This window comes from Leptospira idonii (assembly GCF_004770995.1).
Lineage (GTDB): Bacteria > Spirochaetota > Leptospiria > Leptospirales > Leptospiraceae > Leptospira_A > Leptospira_A idonii.
Map to the genome: position 1 here is coordinate 24,355 of NZ_RQHW01000013.1, position 18,765 is coordinate 43,119.

Below are 18,765 nucleotides of genomic sequence, written 5' to 3' on the forward strand. Positions count from 1 at the left end.
TTTTATCCTGCATTTCCCTTTCTTGTGCTTCTGTAAATTACGGAATGCAAGGAAGCATTTACACGGACCAAACCGTCGGTTTTTATTCCAACGGACAAGAGTCCAAAAAGGAAGGGGAAGCCTGTGCTTATTCCGCATTCGGGCTTTTGGCTTGGGGGGACGCAAGCGTTCGAAAATCCCAATCCCAAGGTCTAATTTATAAAATAAATACGATTGAGCAGGTTTCTTTCAGTATTTTAGGTTGCTACGCGAAAGTTTGCACGGTAACAAAGGGAAATTAGTCGTAATTATATAAGAGACCAAAATGTTCCGCCCACTGCCCAGAATCCTAAACCCAGCGATTTTACTGATGGCCTCCGTCAGCTGGTTTGTTCATTGCACGCCTAAGCCGGAACCGTTTTTGCTCGGTCTATTGGTGCTTCCTACGGGAGACACATCCAGCGTTTTCAAAGTGGAGTCTTCTGCTCCCGCTAAAAACGAAACAGGAGTGAATACCAATACCAATGTATCGATTATTTTCAGTAAGGTGGTGGATAGTTCCACGGTAAACGGAAACATAGGTTTCACTCAGCCTTCTGCCAACACAATCAGCAGTTTGTCCGCAAGTACCAGCAGCCGTACGGTCACCATTCGACCCAACACCATTTTTTCCGCAGCCAGTAGTTATACATTCACCATCAAAACGGGAATCAAATCATCTACCGGGGAAACTCTTTCCGAAGAATACGTTTTCACATTCACCACACAATAAAAAAAGCCGGGCGATAAAACCCGGCTTTTCCCAATCTACAAAGATAAGATCCTAATTTTATTTGAATAAGTTTAGGATGATCCCGCCTTTGAGAACGAAAAATTCAGCAAACACAAGTGAGGTGATCGCCATCAACTTGATCAAGATGTTGATTGCAGGACCGGAAGTATCCTTCAAAGGATCTCCTACGGTATCTCCCACAACAGCAGCTTTGTGAAGGTCTGAACCTTTACCACCTGCTTTTTTCTCGATGTATTTTTTAGCGTTGTCCCAAGCTCCACCTGAGTTAGCGGAAGAAATCGCAAGAACCACACCGGAAACCAAGGCACCGGCCAAAAGACCAGCCAAAGATTTAACACCAAATAAATAACCGACTACGATCGGGCTAAGAAGAACAAGAAGACCTGGAGGAATCATTTCTCTAAGAGCAGCAGATGTGGAGATGTCCACACATTTTGCATACTCGGGTTTCGCTTTTCCTTCCATAAGACCAGGAATTTCTTTAAACTGGCGTCTTACTTCTTTCACCATATCCAAAGCGGCTTTACCTACGGATTTCATCGTCATCGCAGAGAAAACGAAAGGAAGCATAGCTCCGAAAAGAAGTCCTCCGAACACCCAAGGATCCAAAAGTTCGATGGAAGTGAGATCGATCGCACCTTCGCCTAACTCTTTAGAAGCGAGTTGAGTGCGGGTGATGAACGCAGCAAAAAGCGCCAATGAAGTGAGTGCCGCAGAACCGATGGCAAAACCTTTTCCGACTGCGGCAGTAGTGTTTCCTGCAGCATCCAAGTTGTCCGTTCTGTCTCTTACTTCTTTACCTAGTTCCGCCATTTCCGCAATCCCGCCGGCATTGTCGGAAACAGGACCGTAAGCATCGATGGTCAAACCGATTGCGATTGTGGAGATCATACCGATCGCTGCGATCGCGATTCCGTACATTCCTGCAAGGATGTTGGAAAGCACGATAGTGATCACGAGTAAAATCACAGGAATCACCGAGGATTGGTATCCTAGAGCAAGACCGTAAATGATGTTAGTTGCCGCACCGGTTTCACAAGATTCCACAACGTCTCTTACAGGCTTGTAAGAATGGGATGTGTAAACTTCAGTGATCCAACCGATGAACATACCTGCAAACAATCCTAAAGTTACCGCAGTGAATACGTTCCACTTAGTGATCGTTTTGTCTGCGATTTGGAAACTATCTACCATGAATAGGTCGGTTACGAAATAAAGAGCGACTGCTACGATGGCAGTGGAAATCCATAGCTGAAGTTTAAGAGAGAACTCTACGCTTCCTGTCTCTTTTACTCTGGCAAAAAAGGAAGTGATAAGAGAAGCCGGGATTCCGATCGCAAGAATCAATAAAGGATAAAGAAGAGCCGTATTATTGTCGGCAAGTGCGGAAGCTGTCGCTCCGATCACCAAAGCCGCACAAGTTGCTTCTGCAGCGGAACCGAAAAGATCGGCACCCATACCTGCGATGTCTCCTACGTTGTCTCCCACGTTGTCGGCAATGGTTGCCGGGTTACGAGGATCATCTTCTGGAATTCCTTTTTCCACTTTACCAACTAAGTCGGCACCCACGTCAGCAGCTTTGGTATAAATACCTCCACCCACACGACCGAAAAGAGCCACGGAAGAACCACCTAACCCGAAACCTGCGAGAGATTCCATAAGGATGTGTTTTTCCACTCCGACGTTAAAGCCGGTGAAAGCGAGGAAAAGTCCGATCAAACCCAAAGTCGCAAGACCCACCAAACCGAAGCCCATTACGGCACCGGAATCGTAAGCAACTCGGAATGCTTTGGAAAGAGAGGTCTTAGCAGCTTGTGCTGTTCTTACGTTTCCTGCAGTCGCAATTTTCATTCCGATGAAACCGGAAAGACAGGAAATCAAAGCACCACTGATGAATGCAACCGCAGTGTAAATTCCTTCGTTGAAATCGGTTTTTGGGTTATCCAAAAGAAGGAAGATTAAAACTGTCATGAAACTAATGAAAAGTAATATGACGCGGTATTCACGGAGAAGGAAGGCCATAGCGCCTTCGGAGATCGCCGCCGCAATTTCTTTCAAGCGGTTGTTTTGTTCGACGTTGCCGCCCTCTGCACCGACTTGAATCCGTACGACCCGGCCAGCGTAGAAAATCGCCGTGGCTATAGACAACAAGCCTAGGACGATAATGATCAGCTCTGCATTCATGAAGATCCTCTTTTAGAATGGATTATTTTGATTTTCTAAGATATTTTAGAAGATGACCGATGAGAAACCATAGATGGCATCACGGTCAAGGAGACTATGGCAATTGAGGGTTTTCGCCACAACTCTATTTCTATTCTCGTTTGCAATTTTAGCGGAAACAGTCAATCCGGTGAAAGTTTTCTTCACTTATGACCACCTTTTGAACATTGCAGAAGAGAAAATCATCACGGAGACACCCAGCAAAGCTTTTGCATTCTTGGCGAAGGCGAAAGAACTGCATCCGGAACCCGATTACAGGTACTACAATCTGCTAGGAGAGGCGCATTCCAAATTGGGTCAGGAATACGAAGCGATGGAAGCTTTCGAAATGTCCGTCTCCCTCAACAAAAACCAATTCCCTCTTTTCTTAAAAATCGCAGACTATTATGAGAAAGAAAGAAAGCCGGATAAAGCGCTATTGTACACTGAAAAGTATCTGGAATTGGTTCCCACGGATAAGAACAGATTGTACAAAGCCACCATTCTATCCAGAAGGATCGGAAAGGAAGATTTTTACTTAAAGTACATTAAATTATTGGAAAGTGATACCTCTTTTCTTTCCGAACAAGATGCACTCCAAACGAGCCTTTCCCGTAATATTAAAAATAAAAAATGGAAAGAGGCAGAAGATTTAGCAGTTCGTTATCTTCCTTATTTCCCTAGAATCGAAGGGATGTACGAATCCCTGATTCTTGCCAGAAGAGGCAGACAATCCCCTTTGATCGAAGAAGCCTATGTATATGCCTGTGTGATTTTCAAAGAGGAAACCAGATACTTCGTAAGATACGGAGTGTATCTTCAGGAAAAGGCAAGATACCAAGAAGCCCTTTCCTCATTCCGAAGGGCTTTCTTCAATGCGCTTAAATACGAAGCCAAAGGAGATTGGGGAGAGATTCTATTTTTACTTAGGCAAAGTTATGCGAATCTAGGATGGGAAAAGGAAACTTTAGCTATAGATCTTTTGGTGAAGGATCTCAAAAACAAAGCCCAATTGCAGGATGAAGTTTTAGAAAACCACATCCAAACCCATAGAAAGAACAGGGAGTATCTTTTATTCGCCTCTTATTGGTTCAAAACCAAAGATCGAAATAAATCGGAATTGTATAAAAAGTTACTGAACGAAAGGGACCGAGAAAACGAAGTAAAAGAATTTTTATTCGTCATCGGTCCCTTTGCTTTGGAGAATCTGGAACTCTAGTTGCTGTGGTATTTCTTCTTGTCTTCAATCAAGGATTGAACGACGGAAGGATCCGCCAAAGTGGAAATATCTCCCAAAGTATCAAATTCGTTGCAGGCGATTTTGCGAAGAATTCTTCTCATGATTTTTCCGGATCTGGTCTTTGGCAAACCAGGTGCCCAGTGAATCACATCCGGACGGGCGATCTTCCCGATCACTTTTTCTACCATAGAAATTAATTCTTTCTTAAGCTCATCGTTCGTATTGATTCCTTGTTTCACAGTGACATAGGCGTAAATTCCCTGGCCTTTGATGTCATGAGGAAAACCGACTACCGCAGCTTCCGCGATGGATTTGTGTTCCACAAGAGCACTTTCCACTTCCGCAGATCCGATTCTGTGACCTGAAACATTCAGAACATCATCGACTCTTCCTGTTATGCGAAAGTATCCTTCCTTGTCTCTGGTAGCACCGTCTCCTGTGAAATAGTATCCCTTAAACTGAGAGAAATAAGTGTCAAAAAAACGCTTCGGATCGCCGTAAACCCCTCTCATCATGGAAGGCCAAGGTTTCGCAATACAAAGGTTACCCGAAATTTCTCCCTTGTCCGTGATCTCCTTTCCGTCATTGTCCACAAGAACCGGTTTGATTCCGAAAAAAGGCCAACTGGCCGATCCCGGTTTTTGAGGGATCGCTCCCGGCAATCCTGAGATCATAATGGAACCTGTTTCTGTCTGCCACCAAGTATCGACGATCGGACATTTGGATTTACCTATGTTTTTATAATACCATTCCCAAGCTTCCGGATTGATCGGTTCTCCTACAGAACCAAGAAGCCGTAAAGATTTAAGTGATCTCTTTTGAATCGGATCCAGTCCTTCTCTCATCAAAGCGCGAATTGCAGTAGGAGCCGTATAAAATACACTCACTCTGTATTTGTCGATCACATCCCAAAAACGACCGTTGTCAGGGAAACTAGGAACTCCTTCGAACATCAAAGAAGTGGCCCCGTTGGACAAAGGTCCGTACAAAATGTAACTGTGTCCTGTGATCCACCCGATGTCTGCCGTACACCAATAGGTATCCGTATCTTTGTAATCGAAAATAGTCTGAAAAGTAAGATTTGCGCCTAATAGATATCCGGCGGTAGTATGAAGGACTCCTTTCGGTTTCCCGGTAGATCCGGAAGTGTAAAGAATAAAGAGAGGATCTTCCGCATCCATTTCCGCAGGAGGGCATTCCGCTTTGATGGCAGGGTCTTTCATTAGAAAATGATACCAGCGGTCTCTTCCTTCTTTCCAATTCAGATTTCCTTCATCGCCTGTTCGCTTTACAACGATTACACTATCGATTTTGATTTTCGACTGATCCAGTGCGGTATCTACGTTCTTTTTCAAATCGATAGGTTTGCCTCCCCTGTATCCTCCATCTGCGGTAATCACAAGAGTCGGTTTGCAATCTTCTATTCTTCCCACAAGAGCCTCAGGAGAAAAGCCACCAAAAACAATGGAATGTACTGCTCCGATGCGAGTGCAAGCCAGAGCTGAAATCGCTAGTTCGGGAATCATAGGAAGATAGATAAGAACTCTATCCCCTTTTTTCACATTGAGACTTTTGAGAACGTTTGCGAATTTATTTACTTCTCTATAGAGGTCGTAGTAGGTAAGAGTTCTGCTTTCATCAGGACTGTCTCCTTCCCAGATGAGAGCTGCTTTGTTTTTGAGAGGGGAGTCCAAGTGTCTGTCCAAACAATTATAGGAAACGTTCAACTTCCCGCCTTCGAACCATTTCACTTTTGCATTCGTGAAATCGTGGCTAAGAACTTTTTTCCATTTTTTAAACCAAGTGAGTCGTTTCGCCTGATCCGCCCAAAACTTCTCCGGTTTTTCAATCGATTGTTTGTATAAAGTTTTATAATCTTTTAAACTAACGTTTGCTTGTTTGGCAAATTCTTTACTTGGAGCTACTACTCTTTCCTTAGGCATACCGTCCCTCTCTCTACAAAAGGAACAGCATCGGAAAAAGATTGTCTAGCGAGTTTCGACGAATCCCGTAGGGAAACGTAAAATATCAATGTGATCCGGTTCGGATCAAATCCAAAAACTCACTGCGAGTCGTAGGATCGCTTTTGAAAACTCCTAAAAGGCTGGAGGTGAATAGTTCAGAGTTTTGTTTCTCAACTCCTCTCATCATCATACATAGATGTTTGGCTTTGATGACGACTCCCACACCTAAAGGATCTAAAGTTTCCTGGATGGCCTGTGCGATTTGATCCGTGAGTCTCTCTTGCACTTGCAGCCTGCGGGCAAACACATCTACGATGCGTGGAATTTTACTGATTCCAATAATTTTTTTATTAGGGATGTAGGCAACGTGAGCTCTTCCGTAAAAAGGAAGAAGGTGGTGTTCGCAAAGAGAATACATTTCTATATCTCTGACGAGAACCATTCCGGTTGTGCTTTCTTCGAAGATGGCTCCATTCACAAGAGAATTCATATCCGCCTTATAGCCGCTGGTCAAAAACTCGTAAGCCTTTTTGACTCGATTAGGAGTCTTCACAAGACCTTCTCTTTGAGGATCTTCCCCGATTTGTTTGATGATTCCTTCGATTAAATCTTCCATACGTTTACCTAAAAGAGAATTATGATTGCGTAGGGATAAAGATAATCATTCCATTCAGAAGGAAAGGATAAAATCCCCGCTTTCTTTTGGACGTTTTTCGAATTCAAATCGACGATCTTCGGTAAAATTTCTTCCAAACAAAGGAAAAACATTCAGACTATGGCATTCAAAATCGGCTACGACGCAAGGATGATCGAACATTCCGGGATCGGCGTAAGAATTCAGCACATACTAAAATATTGGCCTTTGAGTCATGGAGAAGCCGAGTTACATATATTTGGTGATCCTGCCGTCTTAAAAAAACATTCTCTTCCTAAAAAAGCGAAGATCGTTCCTTATCTCACAGGAATTTATTCTCTGAAAGAATTTTCAGGCCATCCTGAAATGAAAAATATGGATGTCTTGGACATTCCTCACTTCAATGTACCTCTTAGATATCTGAAGAAATGCATCGTAACCGTTCATGACCTAATCCCTTTCCATTTCAAATCCGCTCACGGATCCCTGCTGAAAAGAATTTATCTCCAAATCACTCTACGTTCCATTGCCAAGTTTGCGGCACAAATCATTACGGTTTCCGAATACACCAAAAAAGACTTTCAAAAACACTTCCTTACAGAATCGGAAAGGATAAGAGTCATTTATAACGGTTTCTCCAAAGATATTTTTTATAAACATACATTAGGCGAAGTAAATTCTTTTCGAGGAGATAGAAAACTTCCGAAAGAATATCTTTTTACTTCCGGAATCGGGAAGGCACATAAAAATTTCGAATTTTTGTTGAATTCTCTTACTCAACTTTGGTCGTCGAAACAATTGGAAATCCCTTTGGTCATCGCAGGCATTAGCAAGGAAATTCCCGATTTTCTAAAATCGGCAATAGAAACCTCTCCTGGAAAAATATTTCTACTCCCTCACATTCCTTACGAAGCGCTTCCTTTGGCTTACCAAGCTGCCGTTTTGTTTGTATATCCTTCCCTATTCGAAGGATTCGGATTTCCCGTTTTGGAAGCGCAGGCAGTAGGAACTCCTGTCCTTTCCTCTGAGGCGACCGTATTGCCTGAAATTTTGGAAGATTCAGCTCTTTATTTTGATCCGGCGAATTCTTCCGATTTCGAATCAAAACTTCTCACTGTGCTTAAAAACCAAACGGAACTAGCTCGCCTTTCTAAATTGGGGAAAAAAAACTCGGAAAGATTCCTTTGGAAGGATCAAATCCAAAAATTAGGGGATTTTTACCGAAAAGAGATTTTGAATTCTTAAAAAAATTCTTGCAGTACCATGGGAATCTATCGAGACTGATTCTCAGTAACACCATGATCAAATGTCACTGCGCAGAAGTTTTCTTTGAAGATATCTTAAATGTTGTCAAAGAAACAAATCGGCCTATACTAGAAGTTGCGAATGAAATGGGAGCAGCAGATACATGCACGGCATGCGTATGCGATATGCTTCAGTTCATTCAGAACAAACTAGAGGACCTCAGTCTTGCCGGCAGCAACTCAACTTATTGATCAGAATCTCATCCAAAAAGTCATTTCGGAAGCGCAAGCTTCTCCTCGTAAAAGAAAAAATCACAATTTCCACCAACTGACAGAAGTCTATCAGCGTTTTCTCAATGTCCTTACGGAAGATACGTACATTGCGGTCCATCGCCACCTAACAGATCCTAAACCGGAAACCTTCGTCATCCTACAAGGCAAGGTGGGTTTTTTGATCTATAATGAAGATGGAAGTATTTCAGAAAAACACATCCTCTCTTCGGAAGGGCCTGTTTACGGGATAGACATTCAACCGGGAGTGTGGCATAATTTGGTTTGTTTGAGTTCAGTAGCTGTCTGCTTCGAAGGAAAGTCGGGGCCGTACATCGAAACAGTGGATAAGGAATTCCATTCTTTATATCCTATGGAAGGTCACGAAGATTGCCGCCAAACAAATGAGATGTGGAAGAAAGTTTTCACGTGAAACAAGTTTTATTCATCATACTTATGTTTTCTTTTTTTCAATGTAAATCCTTACCCGATTTCGTGCCTGTACATGAACACATGTCGGATAAAATCATAAGCAACGGAATCGATCGAAGCTTCCGCTATTATATTCCCAAAAACAAAAAAGAAGGCCAGATGCCTTTGATCTTTGTTCTGCATGGAGGAGGGAGTTCGGGAGAAGGAATGATCTATCTCACCCGGCTTTCGGAGAGAGCGGAAAAGGACGGATTCATTGTAGTGTATCCGGATGGTTATGCGAACCGATGGAATGACGGAAGAGGAGTAAAACATTCCATTACCGACCAGAAGAACACAAATGATGTTTTATTCTTCAAAGATATGGTGCAGTACTTTCGTAAAAAATATACGATCGATGAAAAAAGAATCCATGTGGTAGGTCTTTCCAACGGAGGATTTATGGCGCAAAGATTAGCCTGCGAAGCTTCCGAAATTTTCGCTTCCGGTTACTCTGTGGCAGCTACCACATCCCGTTATGTTGCGAACAATTGCAATCTGACGGAACCTCTCTCGATGGGATTCATCTTCGGTAAAAAAGACGATATCATCCCTTTCAAAGGTGGTACCATTTACATTCCGATCAGCCAAGAAAACCAGAAGGATCGAATCGCCGCAGGAGAAAGTCTTTCCTTTATGGACAGTCTGCAGTTTTGGAAAGAAAAACTAAAATGTGATTTGATCCAGGAGAAATACATCGCAAGACTTTCTTCTTCTCTCAAGAGAGATATATTGGAATACCGATACCAAAGTTGTGATGCAAAAAACAAACTGCAAGCTCATCTGATCGAAAGCGGCGGACATGTTTGGCCTCACGGTTTTTATTATCAAAGTGAAAAAAAATACGGTTACCTTTCCGATGATCTGGATGCATCTTCCGTAATTTTAAATTTTTTCAAAGAAACTGGCAGACGCAAAGGAGATTGATCCGTAAATGTTTTATTCTGAAATTCGAAATAAACAAACTGTTTTCTCCACTTTAGAGGTAGGGAGTGGAGAACCGATCCTCTTTCTTCACGGTTTCCCGGATCAAAATAAGACTTTTGCCCACATTATGGAACCGATCGCAAGGCAAGGTTATCATTGCGTAGCGCCGGTAATGCGAGGATACGAACCAGGAACTATTTCTCATTGGACCAAACTTCATATCAACGATTTGGTTTTAGACATCCTAGGATGGATGGACGATAGAGGATGGGATCATGTTCATTTGGTCGGACACAATTGGGGAGCAGTGATCGCCTATGCTTGTGGTATCTATTACCCGATGCGTATTTCTTCCATCACTTCCATCGGTGTACCTCTTCTGAAAAATTACCAGCAGACCCTTCTTTGGGCTCCTCAGCAATCCTTTCATTCCTGGTATCTTCTGTTGTTTCAAATTCCTCTACTTGCAGAATTGACCCTACGCTCGAATCATTTCGGATTGATCGATTATCTTTGGAAGGATTGGTCTCCGGAACTCATTCCCAACAGCGATCATTTAGCAGAAATTAAATCTAATTTCCAAAATCCGGGAGTTTTATCCTCTGCTCTTTCCTATTATAGAAATTTGAACGATCTTTTGACTGAGTCCGGTAGAGAAAGTATATTAGGAATTTTAGATGCGGTTGTAGGATCTCCTACTCAAGTTCTCTACGGAACCGAAGACGGATGTTTCCATAGAAACCTTTATGAGCAGATTTTAAAAGAATCCGATTTCTCCAGAGGTTTGAAAAAAGTAGCGTTCGAATCGTCCGGTCACTTCCTACATTGGGAGAAGCCCGAGGAAGTGGCGGAAAATATAATCTCTTGGGTGAAGAAAAATAAAATATAATCCCCCATTTCATCGTCTCCTAATATTACAGGAGATCAATGGAATGTACACCAATATGGGAATATACGATCGTATCATTCGCGGTACAGTAGCAGTCGTAATCGGAGGATTGTATTTTACTGGACTTATCGAAGGAAGTGTAGCTATCATAGTAGCATTGGTAGGACTTCTTTTGGTTTCGACAGCGGCGATCGGATTTTGCCCGTTTTATCTGCCGTTTGATTTAACTACCAAAACAAAGGGTTAGTATGATTCGATTTTTGATTCTTTCCTTAGTCTTGTTTTCTTTACAATGTAAGGGAAACATTTCCGATTCGGAAAAAGAGAAACAAGCGGTTTCTTTAATCGGCGAAATGCAGAAAGAATTACTCACCAACCTAACGGAATCAATACAAACCAAAGGAATAGAAGCTTCGATCACACATTGTTCTAAAATTTCTCCAGAGTTAGAGAACAAACTTTCCCACTCCGGATGGAATATAAAACGTATATCCCAAAAAAATAGAAACCCTCATCATTTCCCCGATGTTAGACAACTTGCCGTTCTCAAACAATGGGAAACCGTTTTACAAGAAGGAAAAAAACCTGAAGTTTTCATTTCAAAAGAAGGAAGCAGTTTCTTGGTTATGAAGCCGATTTTACTCGCACCGAATTGTGTCGTATGCCACGGAAACGATACGGAAATCGATTCTAAGGTAAGAAGTAAAATTTTAGAAATTTATCCTAATGATAAGGCAATCGGTTATAAAACGGGGGATCTACGAGGTGCATTTGTCGCCGAATTCAAAGAATAAGCTTAGATTCACTTTCATTCTTTTCTAACAAAACCAAAACCTCATAATGAGCGGTTCTTGGAAAAAAATCCACCAAACAAACATGACTTATCTTATAATCGGATTTCAAAAGTTCTTTCACATCCCTTTGTAAAGTATTCGCATTGCAGCTGGAATAAATGATTTTTTTAGGCAGATATTTCCGAACCTCTTCCACCAGATGAGAACTTAATCCCGATCTTGGGGGATTGACGATCCAAGTAGGAAAGTTTTTCGTTTGTTCTGGCAGAAGATCCTGATATAAATCGGAAACTTTATATTCAAAATTTTTAATCTGATTTTTCACTGCATTGGTTTTTGCAAACTGGATGCTTTTAGGATGACCTTCCAATCCCAATAATTTAGGAATTTTTGCGCTCAGACTGACTCCGATCAATCCGGCTCCGCAAAACAATTCCAATACGTCTTCATTTTTATCTCCGAGCATCGACTCGATCTCATCCAACCAATTAGGAATGAGGAAAGTATTGATTTGGAAAAAACCTTTAGGAGGGCAATGAATGGTTTTTCCTTTTATGAAAAACACGGATCTATTACGGGAATAATCCACAGCTTCTTCGTTGGAAATTCTCACTTCAATAGAATCTCCTTTCGTCTTTGTGTTAGAATTGCGGTCCCCACTTCTGCGGGTAGATGATGTTCTTATTTCAGGAGCAAGATTCTCCCATTGCAGACGTTCATCCAAATTCAGACAACCTTGTTCGGGAACATCCACGATCGAATGAGAAAAGCGGGAAAAAAAACCGGGTTTTCCATTCCGAATCTGCCATTGCACATTATTTCTGTAATGTGTAGGAGATCCCTGGATCGTTTTGATTTTTCCTAATTCATAAGAAAGAAGTTCCGAGAGAAGCTCCCTTTTCAGACTAAGCTCATCTTCATAAGAAATATGGCGGTAGGAACATCCCCCGCATTCACCAAACACAGAACAATCGAGATCGATTCTATCAGGGGAAACTTTATGGACTTGGTCCACTCTTCCGAATCTTTCTTTTTTTCCGTCCTTTTCAATAGTTATGTCTACTTCTTCACCGGGAATCCCTCCCGTAATAAAGATTGGCCGGCCTTCCGAATGAGTGATCGAATACCCTCCATGCACCCATTTTTCAATATTTACCCGAATCTTTTTCATTGGTTTAGTCCATGAAACGATTATTCATTTGACACCGCACTCGTATTTACCATAACGGATAGGTACCATTGGAGAAGTGGCTGAGTGGTCTAAAGCAGCGGTCTTGAAAACCGTCGTGGTAATCCCACCGTGGGTTCGAATCCTACCTTCTCCGAGTATAGAAGGAGACGTGCCTGAGTGGCCGAAAGGAGCGGTTTGCTAAACCGTCGTACGTGTTAAAGCGTACCCAGGGTTCGAATCCCTGCGTCTCCGAAACTTAGATAGAGATGATACTTGCCAACCTAAGAACATATTATTATAAAACGGTTGCTTATCTCAAAACAGAAGAAGCTAAGCTTATATTTTCTTCACTTCCTCTCTATTTTTCCTGGGTTCCGATTCTAACTTGGAACAGAAACCATCCTTCTATCCGCAAAACCTGTTTTTTTTCAGCAATTAACACAGGTTCATTCTTTTTTCTTTTGTTTTCCGCCCAAATTCTTTCTATCCTTCCGTTCGTGGGCCCCTACCTTTCCAATTTCATTCATCTCATTTCTGTCTTACTTTATCTTGGCATTTCGGGATTTTTGATTTACTCCATCCGCTTGAAAAAAACCATTGATTTACCCATTCTTACGGATGGGGAACGAAGGCTTTCGAGCTTTTTTGCGCCCATAGCTCAACTGGATAGAGTATCTGACTACGGATCAGAAGGTTAGAGGTTCAAATCCTCTTGGGCGCGCGTTGGATATCCTTGAAAAATTCCAAACTCGCTGGTTTGACCGAATCAATTCTCATCCCGACGAAATCCCTTCTTTCACTCAAATCTACGATACGAACTCCGAACTTCTCTCAGAATCCTTCAATCTCGTAGAACATTCATTAAATGCTACACTTCATAGTGAGATTCTTGCCATCGAAAAGGCATTAACTCTGCGTTCCGAAAAGTATTTAATGGAAACGATACTGATTACCGCTTTGGAGCCTTGTCTCCAATGTGCTGGTGCGATTCTAAGGGTCAAAATACCTGAAATCGTTTATTTTGTTCCAGCCAAACCGGGAGAAGGAATCTCTTCTTATTCCACAGAATCTATCTATCTGTTGAACCATTTTCCCAAACTTACTTTAATTGAAAAAGATGTGATAAAAAATAAATTTCGTGAGTTTTTCAGAGAGAAAAGGTAGAATTCTATTGACCATTTCTTTTTATGGAAGTTCGTAGAATCATTGGAGAAGTGTCAGAGCGGTCTATTGTGCATGCTTGGAAAGCATGTGTGCCAAAAGCACCCCGGGTTCGAATCCCGGCTTCTCCGAATGGTTCCTAAATGAACGAAAACCACCAAGTCCTCTTTCGTAAATACCGCCCCCAATTTTTCAGAGACGTTATCTACCAAGACCTAGCAGTCGGATCTCTCTCTAACGCCTTTAAATCCAAAAAAATAGGCCATGCCTATATCTTCATCGGGCCAAGAGGTGTGGGAAAAACCACAATCGCACGAATTCTTGCGAAAAGATTAAACTGCGAGCGCCCCGACGGAGTAGAACCTTGCAACGAATGTTTGTCTTGCACTGAAATTACGAAAGGTATATCGAACGACGTCCTTGAAATAGATGCGGCATCCAACAGCGGAGTGGATAACGTAAGAGAACTAAGAGAAAACGTAAAGTTCAACGCGATGGGCGGACGTTACAGAGTGTACATTCTGGACGAGGTACACATGTTAAGTGGAGCTGCGTTCAATGCACTTCTAAAAACTTTGGAAGAACCTCCTCCTCATGTCGTTTTTATCCTAGCGACTACCGAATATCATAAAATTCCGGAAACCATTCTTTCTCGCTGCCAAGACTTTCATTTCAAAAAAGTTCCAGTAAACGTGTTGCAACAATATGTGGAATCTCTCTGCGTGAAGGAGAATTTCAAATTCGACGCTGAAGGTTTATTCTGGATCGCTAAAAAAGGAGACGGTTCCGTAAGGGATACTCTTTCCTTTATGGAACAAGCGGTTGTTTTCACAGATGGAAACTTGACTGGAGCCAAACTAAGAAAGATGATAGGGTATCATGGAATCGATACCTTCAGCGAACTTCTTTCCGACATATTGGATTCTTCCCGATCCGCTAAAATCTTCGAAAAGCTTGAAAACTTCTTTCAAGAGGGGATCGATCTCATCAAGTTCACTTGGGATTTTTTAGAGTTCCTAAATTCTCTCCTACTGATTAAAGACAATTTAGCGGACAGAGAATCTTTAAATATTCCTCAGGAAGATTTACAAAAACTAAAAACTCAATATCGTGAGTTGGACAGGGAAACTTTGGTTCTGCTTGCAGAAAACATCTTCCTCATTCATGAAAAACTAAATCAAATGAAACTTCGTACTTCTTACGAAGTAAAAGTTTATTTGGAAATTCAGTATAGAAAACTTCTTTTGGAGAGGGAAAAACCTTCTGTCTCCGGTTTACTTGCTCGTCTTTCCGATCTCACCAAGCAAATTCAAGGTGATATTGGAAACTTGCATGGAAATGAATCTATCCCTGCTTCTGCTCCCGCAAAACCGGCACCGGAACAAAAACAATCCGTTGCTGCTGCAAAACCTCCTGAAGTGAAAAAAGAAACTACCGCTTTAGAAAACCCTTTCGATCTACCTCCAGAAAAGAAAGAATCGAAGTCGATCGATTCGTCTCATTCTACTGGAGCAACAAATCCAAATAGGGAAGAACCGAAACAAAATACTTCTCCCATGGAAATGGAAAAACTTTTGAAAGAAAAGTTTTCGGGTATGGAAGTAGATCCCGACCAATTCAAAAATATTTAGATCTAATAAGTACAGGTTTATATGGGAATTTTTGATCAAGTCAAACAAATGAAGGACGCTTTTTCTCAATTGGGAAATATGCAGGAAAAACAAGCCGAGCTTCAAAAGCGCCTAGCACAAATTAGAGTTGTTGGTTCTGCAGGAGCAGGGATGGTCGAAGTCACTGCGAGTGCGGAAGGAACCATCGTAAATATTAAAATCAATCCTATCATGTTCAGCTCGGACGATTCCAAAATGTTGGAAGATCTAATCATCTCGGCATCTAATGAGGCTTTACGAAAGGCCAAAGAGGCTATGGCTCATGAAGTAAAGAACGTTCTAGGATTCAATCCGAAAGACATTGAAGCTATGATGAATCAAATGAACCCAGGCGGGGGAGGAAATCCTTCTGTCTGAAAATCAATTTCAGAAATTAGTCTCCAGTTTTTCCGCCCTACCTGGGATCGGAAAAAAAAGCGCTACTAGAATCGGATTTCACGTACTTAGAATGGATGAATCTAGTTTTCAAACTTGGCTGAATGGAATCAAAGAAGCCAGAGAGAGATTACATTTTTGCGAAATCTGCGGCGGACTTACGGAAGAAACCATCTGTAATATCTGTGAATCTCCGAAAAGAGACGAATCTATTGTGTGCGTAGTAGAACAACCGGAAGACATCTTTTTCATCGAAAATACAAAAGAATATTTCGGAAAGTATCACGTGTTGAACGGAGCCATTTCTCCTTTGGACGGAATCGGTCCCGACCAATTAAGAATCAAATCGCTTATGCATCGCATCGAAGAAGGTTCGATCGGTGAAGTTTTAGTCGCAACAAATCCTACCTTAGAAGGAGATGCGACCGCATCTTACCTTTCTCATTTAATTAAAGAAAAAGGAATTCGAGTCACTCGTATCGCTCATGGAATTACCATCGGAGGTACGATCGAGTACTCCGATCAATACACATTAGGAAAAGCGATTAAGTCCAGATTAACTTTGTGATTTAGAATCGATGTTCGAAAGTGACGAATGCTTCTCGCAGCACTCGTCCATACTTTGAATCCAAAAGAACAAACAAAGCATCCCCCGCTACGAAGTAGCCCGAACGAAAAATGATCTGAAAATCCGAAGTAACGTTATAGCGAATATTAAAGTTATATTCCATCCCCATATATGTAGATGTTTTATATCCGGCCCATTCCGAAAATTCACGATTGATTTTAATTTCAGGGGACCGAGTAGCCCAGAGCTGATAATACCCCAAGGTAAACTGATAAGGACCGAAAGCGATGATATTGGAATAAAGACCGTATTCGTTTAATCCTGAAAAACTGGAACCGTTAAAGAGCGCATAACCCCCTGTAAAGTCCGTTGCGATGTTGGAAATGGAGAATCCCGGAGCAAGAGTTCTGTATCCGTTTCCTTTCAAGTTGGCTTCTTGCCCATCCTTGTCATAGCCCGGTCTTCCGGTGGTTCCAAGTGCAATGAAATTGAAGTTTAGAGATTCGTTCCAGCGATAGGTAAATTGAAAATCGTACATGGCACCTTTGATGGAATGCCTTCTGGTAGTATTGTAGTATGTGGTACCTGCTCCGTCGATCAAAGGAGTCAGCTTCTTTACAGTGCCCGTATTGAAGATACCGTGCACAACGAACGAAAAAGACTGATAGTTGAATTCGTTATGCGAACCATACCAAGCTAAACGGGAAGTTTCTCCGTCGGTTTTATCGTTATCATCCAGAAAATAAGCATACAATTCGTTTCTTACGTTTCTAAAATATTCCATCTTGGTTTTGCTATAGAATATATTCGAATTTTGATAGTTTTTATCTGCGAAACCGTTTTTATCCACATCCAGGAAACTTTGATCCTTAGCTCGCAAAACTCCTCCTTCCCAGGAAAGTCGAAGGAACTGAAAATTCTTTAAAATACTAACACCTGTTCCAGTTGAAAATAAAACCCTACCTTGCGCTGAAGAAAACAACTGTTGGCCTACTTTAATGAACAGAGCCGATTCAGGAATTCTAAAATTAATATAAAGAAAGTTAGTTTGTACGTTTACCGCTGAAGTTCTACCTCTTTCCCCTCCGGATCCAGGTCCGATGAGCCCAGGATCAAAACCGTCCGGACCGGTCGATCGCAGACCTTTTCCTCCGAAAGGAATATCTCCAACTTGCATTCCCCAAATTCCTTCCACATATTTACCCGTGGAAAAGCTCATGTTATAGAGGAAACGAGTATCGTAATAACTCACATCTTCTTTTTTCGGAGTTAGTTGGGAAGGCTGTCCTAATTTCCTTCTTTCAACGTCTTCGGCGATCAGATTCGCATCCGAATTTACTTTGTTCTGATATTCCTGTTCTGGATTTATTACAGGTGTAACAGGAGTTTGTCTGCTTAATAAAACATCTCTTCCTACATTCGTAGCACGTACACGAAAAGACCCGCTGAAATTTAAGGAGGTTTTTTGAGACTCCTCTTCCTGTGAAAAAAGAGGGGCGCAAACAGAAATCAAAAACAAAACAAAGAGAAGGTTCTTCATTTCTCTGGTTCTTTTTTCACCCAGGCATTGGATTTAAAGTATTTTGTAATTAACCTTTGGATCTTGCCTGTTCGTTTGTATTCTTTGATGAAAAAATTCAGGTGATAAATGAATTCTATGTCTTTTTTCGCCACTGCCATACTGATATGATCTTCCTGAACTATTCCTAAGATCGGCAAATAATTGGCTCTAAGAGAAGGTTCTTTTTGCAACAAGGCCTGAATATAGTAAGAATCGGCCACAAAACAATTCACATTGTTCTTTTTCAGTTCGTTGAAAGCTGCCTCACTAGTGAAATAGGAATAGATTTGGGCTTTCGGAAAAGCTTCTTTGAGGTAAAAATGATTGGAACTGTTGGAAAGAACCGAATATGAAATTCCGGAAATATTTTGAAGATCGCTTAGATTACGGAATAATTGTACGGTAACAATTTGACCTTCCGGCTCAGGAGGTAAAGAAGACCTTGTAACCAAAGCTGCGGGAGTGGAGATCAAATAAGGATCCGTAAAATATACATCCTTAAATCTAAGGATAGAAGAAGATAACCCTGCCAGTGCAATTTGAGTGTCACCTTTTTCCAACATTCTTGCATGTTGATCAAAAGTACGAAGAGGGATGATTCTCAAATCCACATCCAAACCTGGATATTCCGGAACAGGATTCTCAATGTAAAAAGGATCGTAAAATTCGTTTACCGAAACTGTGAGTAATTTCGTTTTTTTGATTTTATCCAGAGTGGGGCTGGACTGAGAAAATATGGGAAAACCAAGAAAGCAGCAAAGAAACACTAACAGAGTTTCTTTGCCATATTTGAAATGAAAAACGAAAGGAGACACTCCCTAAACTTCTCTTCTAAAGGAAGTGGGAATCAAG

The 18,765-nt window shown here is 41.6% G+C and carries 19 protein-coding genes and 4 tRNA genes; 17 read left to right on the plus strand and 6 right to left on the minus strand.

What is annotated here, in order from left to right; all coding sequences use genetic code 11:
* Positions 1–44 precede the first annotated feature (44 nt).
* Both EHS15_RS03480 and EHS15_RS03485 read left to right on the plus strand, forming a co-directional pair.
* Entirely contained in the window at positions 45–281 is a 237-nt protein-coding gene (locus tag EHS15_RS03480) for a TRL domain-containing protein (protein WP_135759156.1), read from the plus strand.
* Positions 282–304: 23 nt separating this feature from the next.
* Complete coding sequence (locus EHS15_RS03485) at positions 305–751, plus strand: Ig-like domain-containing domain (RefSeq protein ID WP_135759157.1); 447 nt, start codon at positions 305–307, stop codon at positions 749–751.
* Positions 752–808: 57 nt separating this feature from the next.
* On the opposite strand, the gene EHS15_RS03490 is transcribed toward EHS15_RS03485, so the two are convergent.
* Positions 809–2,956, minus strand: a complete 2,148-nt coding sequence (locus tag EHS15_RS03490; protein ID WP_135759158.1) for a sodium-translocating pyrophosphatase — start codon at positions 2,954–2,956, stop codon at positions 809–811.
* Positions 2,957–3,059: 103 nt separating this feature from the next.
* Here EHS15_RS03490 and EHS15_RS03495 point away from each other — a divergent pair, with 103 nt between their 5' ends.
* Positions 3,060–4,193 carry a tetratricopeptide repeat protein gene (locus tag EHS15_RS03495; RefSeq protein WP_246051874.1) on the plus strand — a complete coding sequence of 378 codons (1,134 nt, stop codon included), beginning with the start codon at positions 3,060–3,062 and terminating at the stop codon, positions 4,191–4,193.
* On the opposite strand, the gene acs is transcribed toward EHS15_RS03495, so the two are convergent.
* Together acs and folE are read right to left on the minus strand one after the other, a co-directional pair.
* Positions 4,190–6,157 carry an acetate--CoA ligase gene (gene acs, locus EHS15_RS03500; RefSeq protein ID WP_135759160.1) on the minus strand — a complete coding sequence of 656 codons (1,968 nt, stop codon included), beginning with the start codon at positions 6,155–6,157 and terminating at the stop codon, positions 4,190–4,192. The genes EHS15_RS03495 and acs overlap by 4 nt on opposite strands.
* 85 nt (positions 6,158–6,242) lie before the next feature.
* On the minus strand, positions 6,243–6,794 hold the full coding sequence (folE, locus tag EHS15_RS03505; protein ID WP_135759161.1) for a GTP cyclohydrolase I FolE: 552 nt from the start codon (positions 6,792–6,794) through the stop codon (positions 6,243–6,245).
* A 159-nt stretch (positions 6,795–6,953) separates the two neighbouring features.
* Here folE and EHS15_RS03510 point away from each other — a divergent pair, with 159 nt between their 5' ends.
* From EHS15_RS03510 to EHS15_RS03540, 6 genes are all read left to right on the plus strand, one after another.
* Complete coding sequence (locus EHS15_RS03510) at positions 6,954–8,057, plus strand: glycosyltransferase family 4 protein (protein WP_246051875.1); 1,104 nt, start codon at positions 6,954–6,956, stop codon at positions 8,055–8,057.
* Positions 8,058–8,282: 225 nt separating this feature from the next.
* Positions 8,283–8,759: a WbuC family cupin fold metalloprotein gene (locus EHS15_RS03520; protein ID WP_135759162.1), complete on the plus strand. Its 477-nt coding sequence runs from the start codon at positions 8,283–8,285 to the stop codon at positions 8,757–8,759.
* Positions 8,756–9,724 carry a CE1 family esterase gene (locus tag EHS15_RS03525; protein ID WP_246051876.1) on the plus strand — a complete coding sequence of 323 codons (969 nt, stop codon included), beginning with the start codon at positions 8,756–8,758 and terminating at the stop codon, positions 9,722–9,724. The genes EHS15_RS03520 and EHS15_RS03525 overlap by 4 nt, the downstream gene beginning before the upstream one ends.
* Before the next feature lie 7 nt (positions 9,725–9,731).
* Positions 9,732–10,613: an alpha/beta fold hydrolase gene (locus tag EHS15_RS03530; protein ID WP_135759163.1), complete on the plus strand. Its 882-nt coding sequence runs from the start codon at positions 9,732–9,734 to the stop codon at positions 10,611–10,613.
* A gap of 43 nt (positions 10,614–10,656) precedes the next feature.
* Positions 10,657–10,860 (plus strand): YgaP family membrane protein, encoded by a 204-nt coding sequence (locus EHS15_RS03535; RefSeq protein WP_135759164.1) that lies wholly within the window; start codon positions 10,657–10,659, stop codon positions 10,858–10,860.
* 1 nt (position 10,861) lies between these two features.
* Positions 10,862–11,407, plus strand: coding sequence for a Tll0287-like domain-containing protein (locus EHS15_RS03540; protein WP_135759165.1), 546 nt, complete (start codon positions 10,862–10,864; stop codon positions 11,405–11,407).
* On the opposite strand, the gene EHS15_RS03545 is transcribed toward EHS15_RS03540, so the two are convergent.
* The gene (locus EHS15_RS03545) at positions 11,397–12,578 is read right to left on the minus strand and encodes a class I SAM-dependent RNA methyltransferase (RefSeq protein ID WP_135759166.1); all 1,182 of its coding nucleotides are present in this window, start codon (positions 12,576–12,578) and stop codon (positions 11,397–11,399) included. The two genes, EHS15_RS03540 and EHS15_RS03545, sit on opposite strands and share 11 nt — an antisense overlap.
* Positions 12,579–12,648: 70 nt before the next feature.
* Here EHS15_RS03545 and EHS15_RS03550 point away from each other — a divergent pair.
* The 8 genes from EHS15_RS03550 to recR all read left to right on the plus strand — a co-directional run bounded on the left by EHS15_RS03550 (position 12,649) and on the right by recR (position 16,352).
* Positions 12,649–12,732, plus strand: a tRNA-Ser gene (locus EHS15_RS03550).
* A gap of 9 nt (positions 12,733–12,741) precedes the next feature.
* Positions 12,742–12,830 (plus strand) — tRNA-Ser (locus EHS15_RS03555).
* A gap of 395 nt (positions 12,831–13,225) precedes the next feature.
* A tRNA-Arg gene (locus tag EHS15_RS03560) sits at positions 13,226–13,299 on the plus strand.
* A 2-nt stretch (positions 13,300–13,301) separates the two neighbouring features.
* A complete protein-coding gene (locus EHS15_RS03565; protein WP_135759167.1) occupies positions 13,302–13,742 on the plus strand; it encodes a nucleoside deaminase in 441 nt (146 codons plus the stop codon).
* 44 nt (positions 13,743–13,786) lie between these two features.
* Positions 13,787–13,870, plus strand: a tRNA-Ser gene (locus tag EHS15_RS03570).
* A 12-nt stretch (positions 13,871–13,882) separates the two neighbouring features.
* Positions 13,883–15,370, plus strand: coding sequence for a DNA polymerase III subunit gamma/tau (gene dnaX / locus EHS15_RS03575; RefSeq protein WP_135759168.1), 1,488 nt, complete (start codon positions 13,883–13,885; stop codon positions 15,368–15,370).
* Between the two features lie 27 nt (positions 15,371–15,397).
* Positions 15,398–15,766, plus strand: coding sequence for a YbaB/EbfC family nucleoid-associated protein (locus tag EHS15_RS03580; RefSeq protein ID WP_210416287.1), 369 nt, complete (start codon positions 15,398–15,400; stop codon positions 15,764–15,766).
* Complete coding sequence (recR, locus tag EHS15_RS03585; RefSeq protein ID WP_135759170.1) at positions 15,759–16,352, plus strand: recombination mediator RecR; 594 nt, start codon at positions 15,759–15,761, stop codon at positions 16,350–16,352. The genes EHS15_RS03580 and recR overlap by 8 nt, the downstream gene beginning before the upstream one ends.
* A 1-nt stretch (position 16,353) precedes the next feature.
* Here recR and EHS15_RS03590 read toward each other — a convergent pair whose 3' ends face one another.
* A complete protein-coding gene (locus EHS15_RS03590; protein WP_135759171.1) occupies positions 16,354–17,892 on the minus strand; it encodes an alginate export family protein in 1,539 nt (512 codons plus the stop codon).
* Positions 17,889–18,686, minus strand: a complete 798-nt coding sequence (locus EHS15_RS03595) for a substrate-binding periplasmic protein (RefSeq protein WP_135759361.1) — start codon at positions 18,684–18,686, stop codon at positions 17,889–17,891. The genes EHS15_RS03590 and EHS15_RS03595 overlap by 4 nt, the downstream gene beginning before the upstream one ends.
* Positions 18,687–18,765: the final 79 nt, after the last annotated feature.

What these genes read in the sequence shown, in the direction of transcription:
- EHS15_RS03530 (WP_135759163.1), top strand. Translation starts at nt 9,732, where the DNA reads ATGTTTTATTCTGAAATTCGAAATAAACAAACTGTTTTCTCCACTTTA.
- EHS15_RS03490 (WP_135759158.1), bottom strand. Translation starts at nt 2,956, where the DNA reads ATGAATGCAGAGCTGATCATTATCGTCCTAGGCTTGTTGTCTATAGCC.
- EHS15_RS03590 (WP_135759171.1), bottom strand. Translation starts at nt 17,892, where the DNA reads ATGAAGAACCTTCTCTTTGTTTTGTTTTTGATTTCTGTTTGCGCCCCT.
- EHS15_RS03485 (WP_135759157.1), top strand. Translation starts at nt 305, where the DNA reads ATGTTCCGCCCACTGCCCAGAATCCTAAACCCAGCGATTTTACTGATG.
- EHS15_RS03540 (WP_135759165.1), top strand. Translation starts at nt 10,862, where the DNA reads ATGATTCGATTTTTGATTCTTTCCTTAGTCTTGTTTTCTTTACAATGT.
- acs (WP_135759160.1), bottom strand. Translation starts at nt 6,157, where the DNA reads ATGCCTAAGGAAAGAGTAGTAGCTCCAAGTAAAGAATTTGCCAAACAA.
- EHS15_RS03545 (WP_135759166.1), bottom strand. Translation starts at nt 12,578, where the DNA reads ATGAAAAAGATTCGGGTAAATATTGAAAAATGGGTGCATGGAGGGTAT.
- EHS15_RS03480 (WP_135759156.1), top strand. Translation starts at nt 45, where the DNA reads ATGCAAGGAAGCATTTACACGGACCAAACCGTCGGTTTTTATTCCAAC.
- EHS15_RS03535 (WP_135759164.1), top strand. Translation starts at nt 10,657, where the DNA reads ATGTACACCAATATGGGAATATACGATCGTATCATTCGCGGTACAGTA.
- EHS15_RS03510 (WP_246051875.1), top strand. Translation starts at nt 6,954, where the DNA reads ATGGCATTCAAAATCGGCTACGACGCAAGGATGATCGAACATTCCGGG.
- dnaX (WP_135759168.1), top strand. Translation starts at nt 13,883, where the DNA reads ATGAACGAAAACCACCAAGTCCTCTTTCGTAAATACCGCCCCCAATTT.
- folE (WP_135759161.1), bottom strand. Translation starts at nt 6,794, where the DNA reads ATGGAAGATTTAATCGAAGGAATCATCAAACAAATCGGGGAAGATCCT.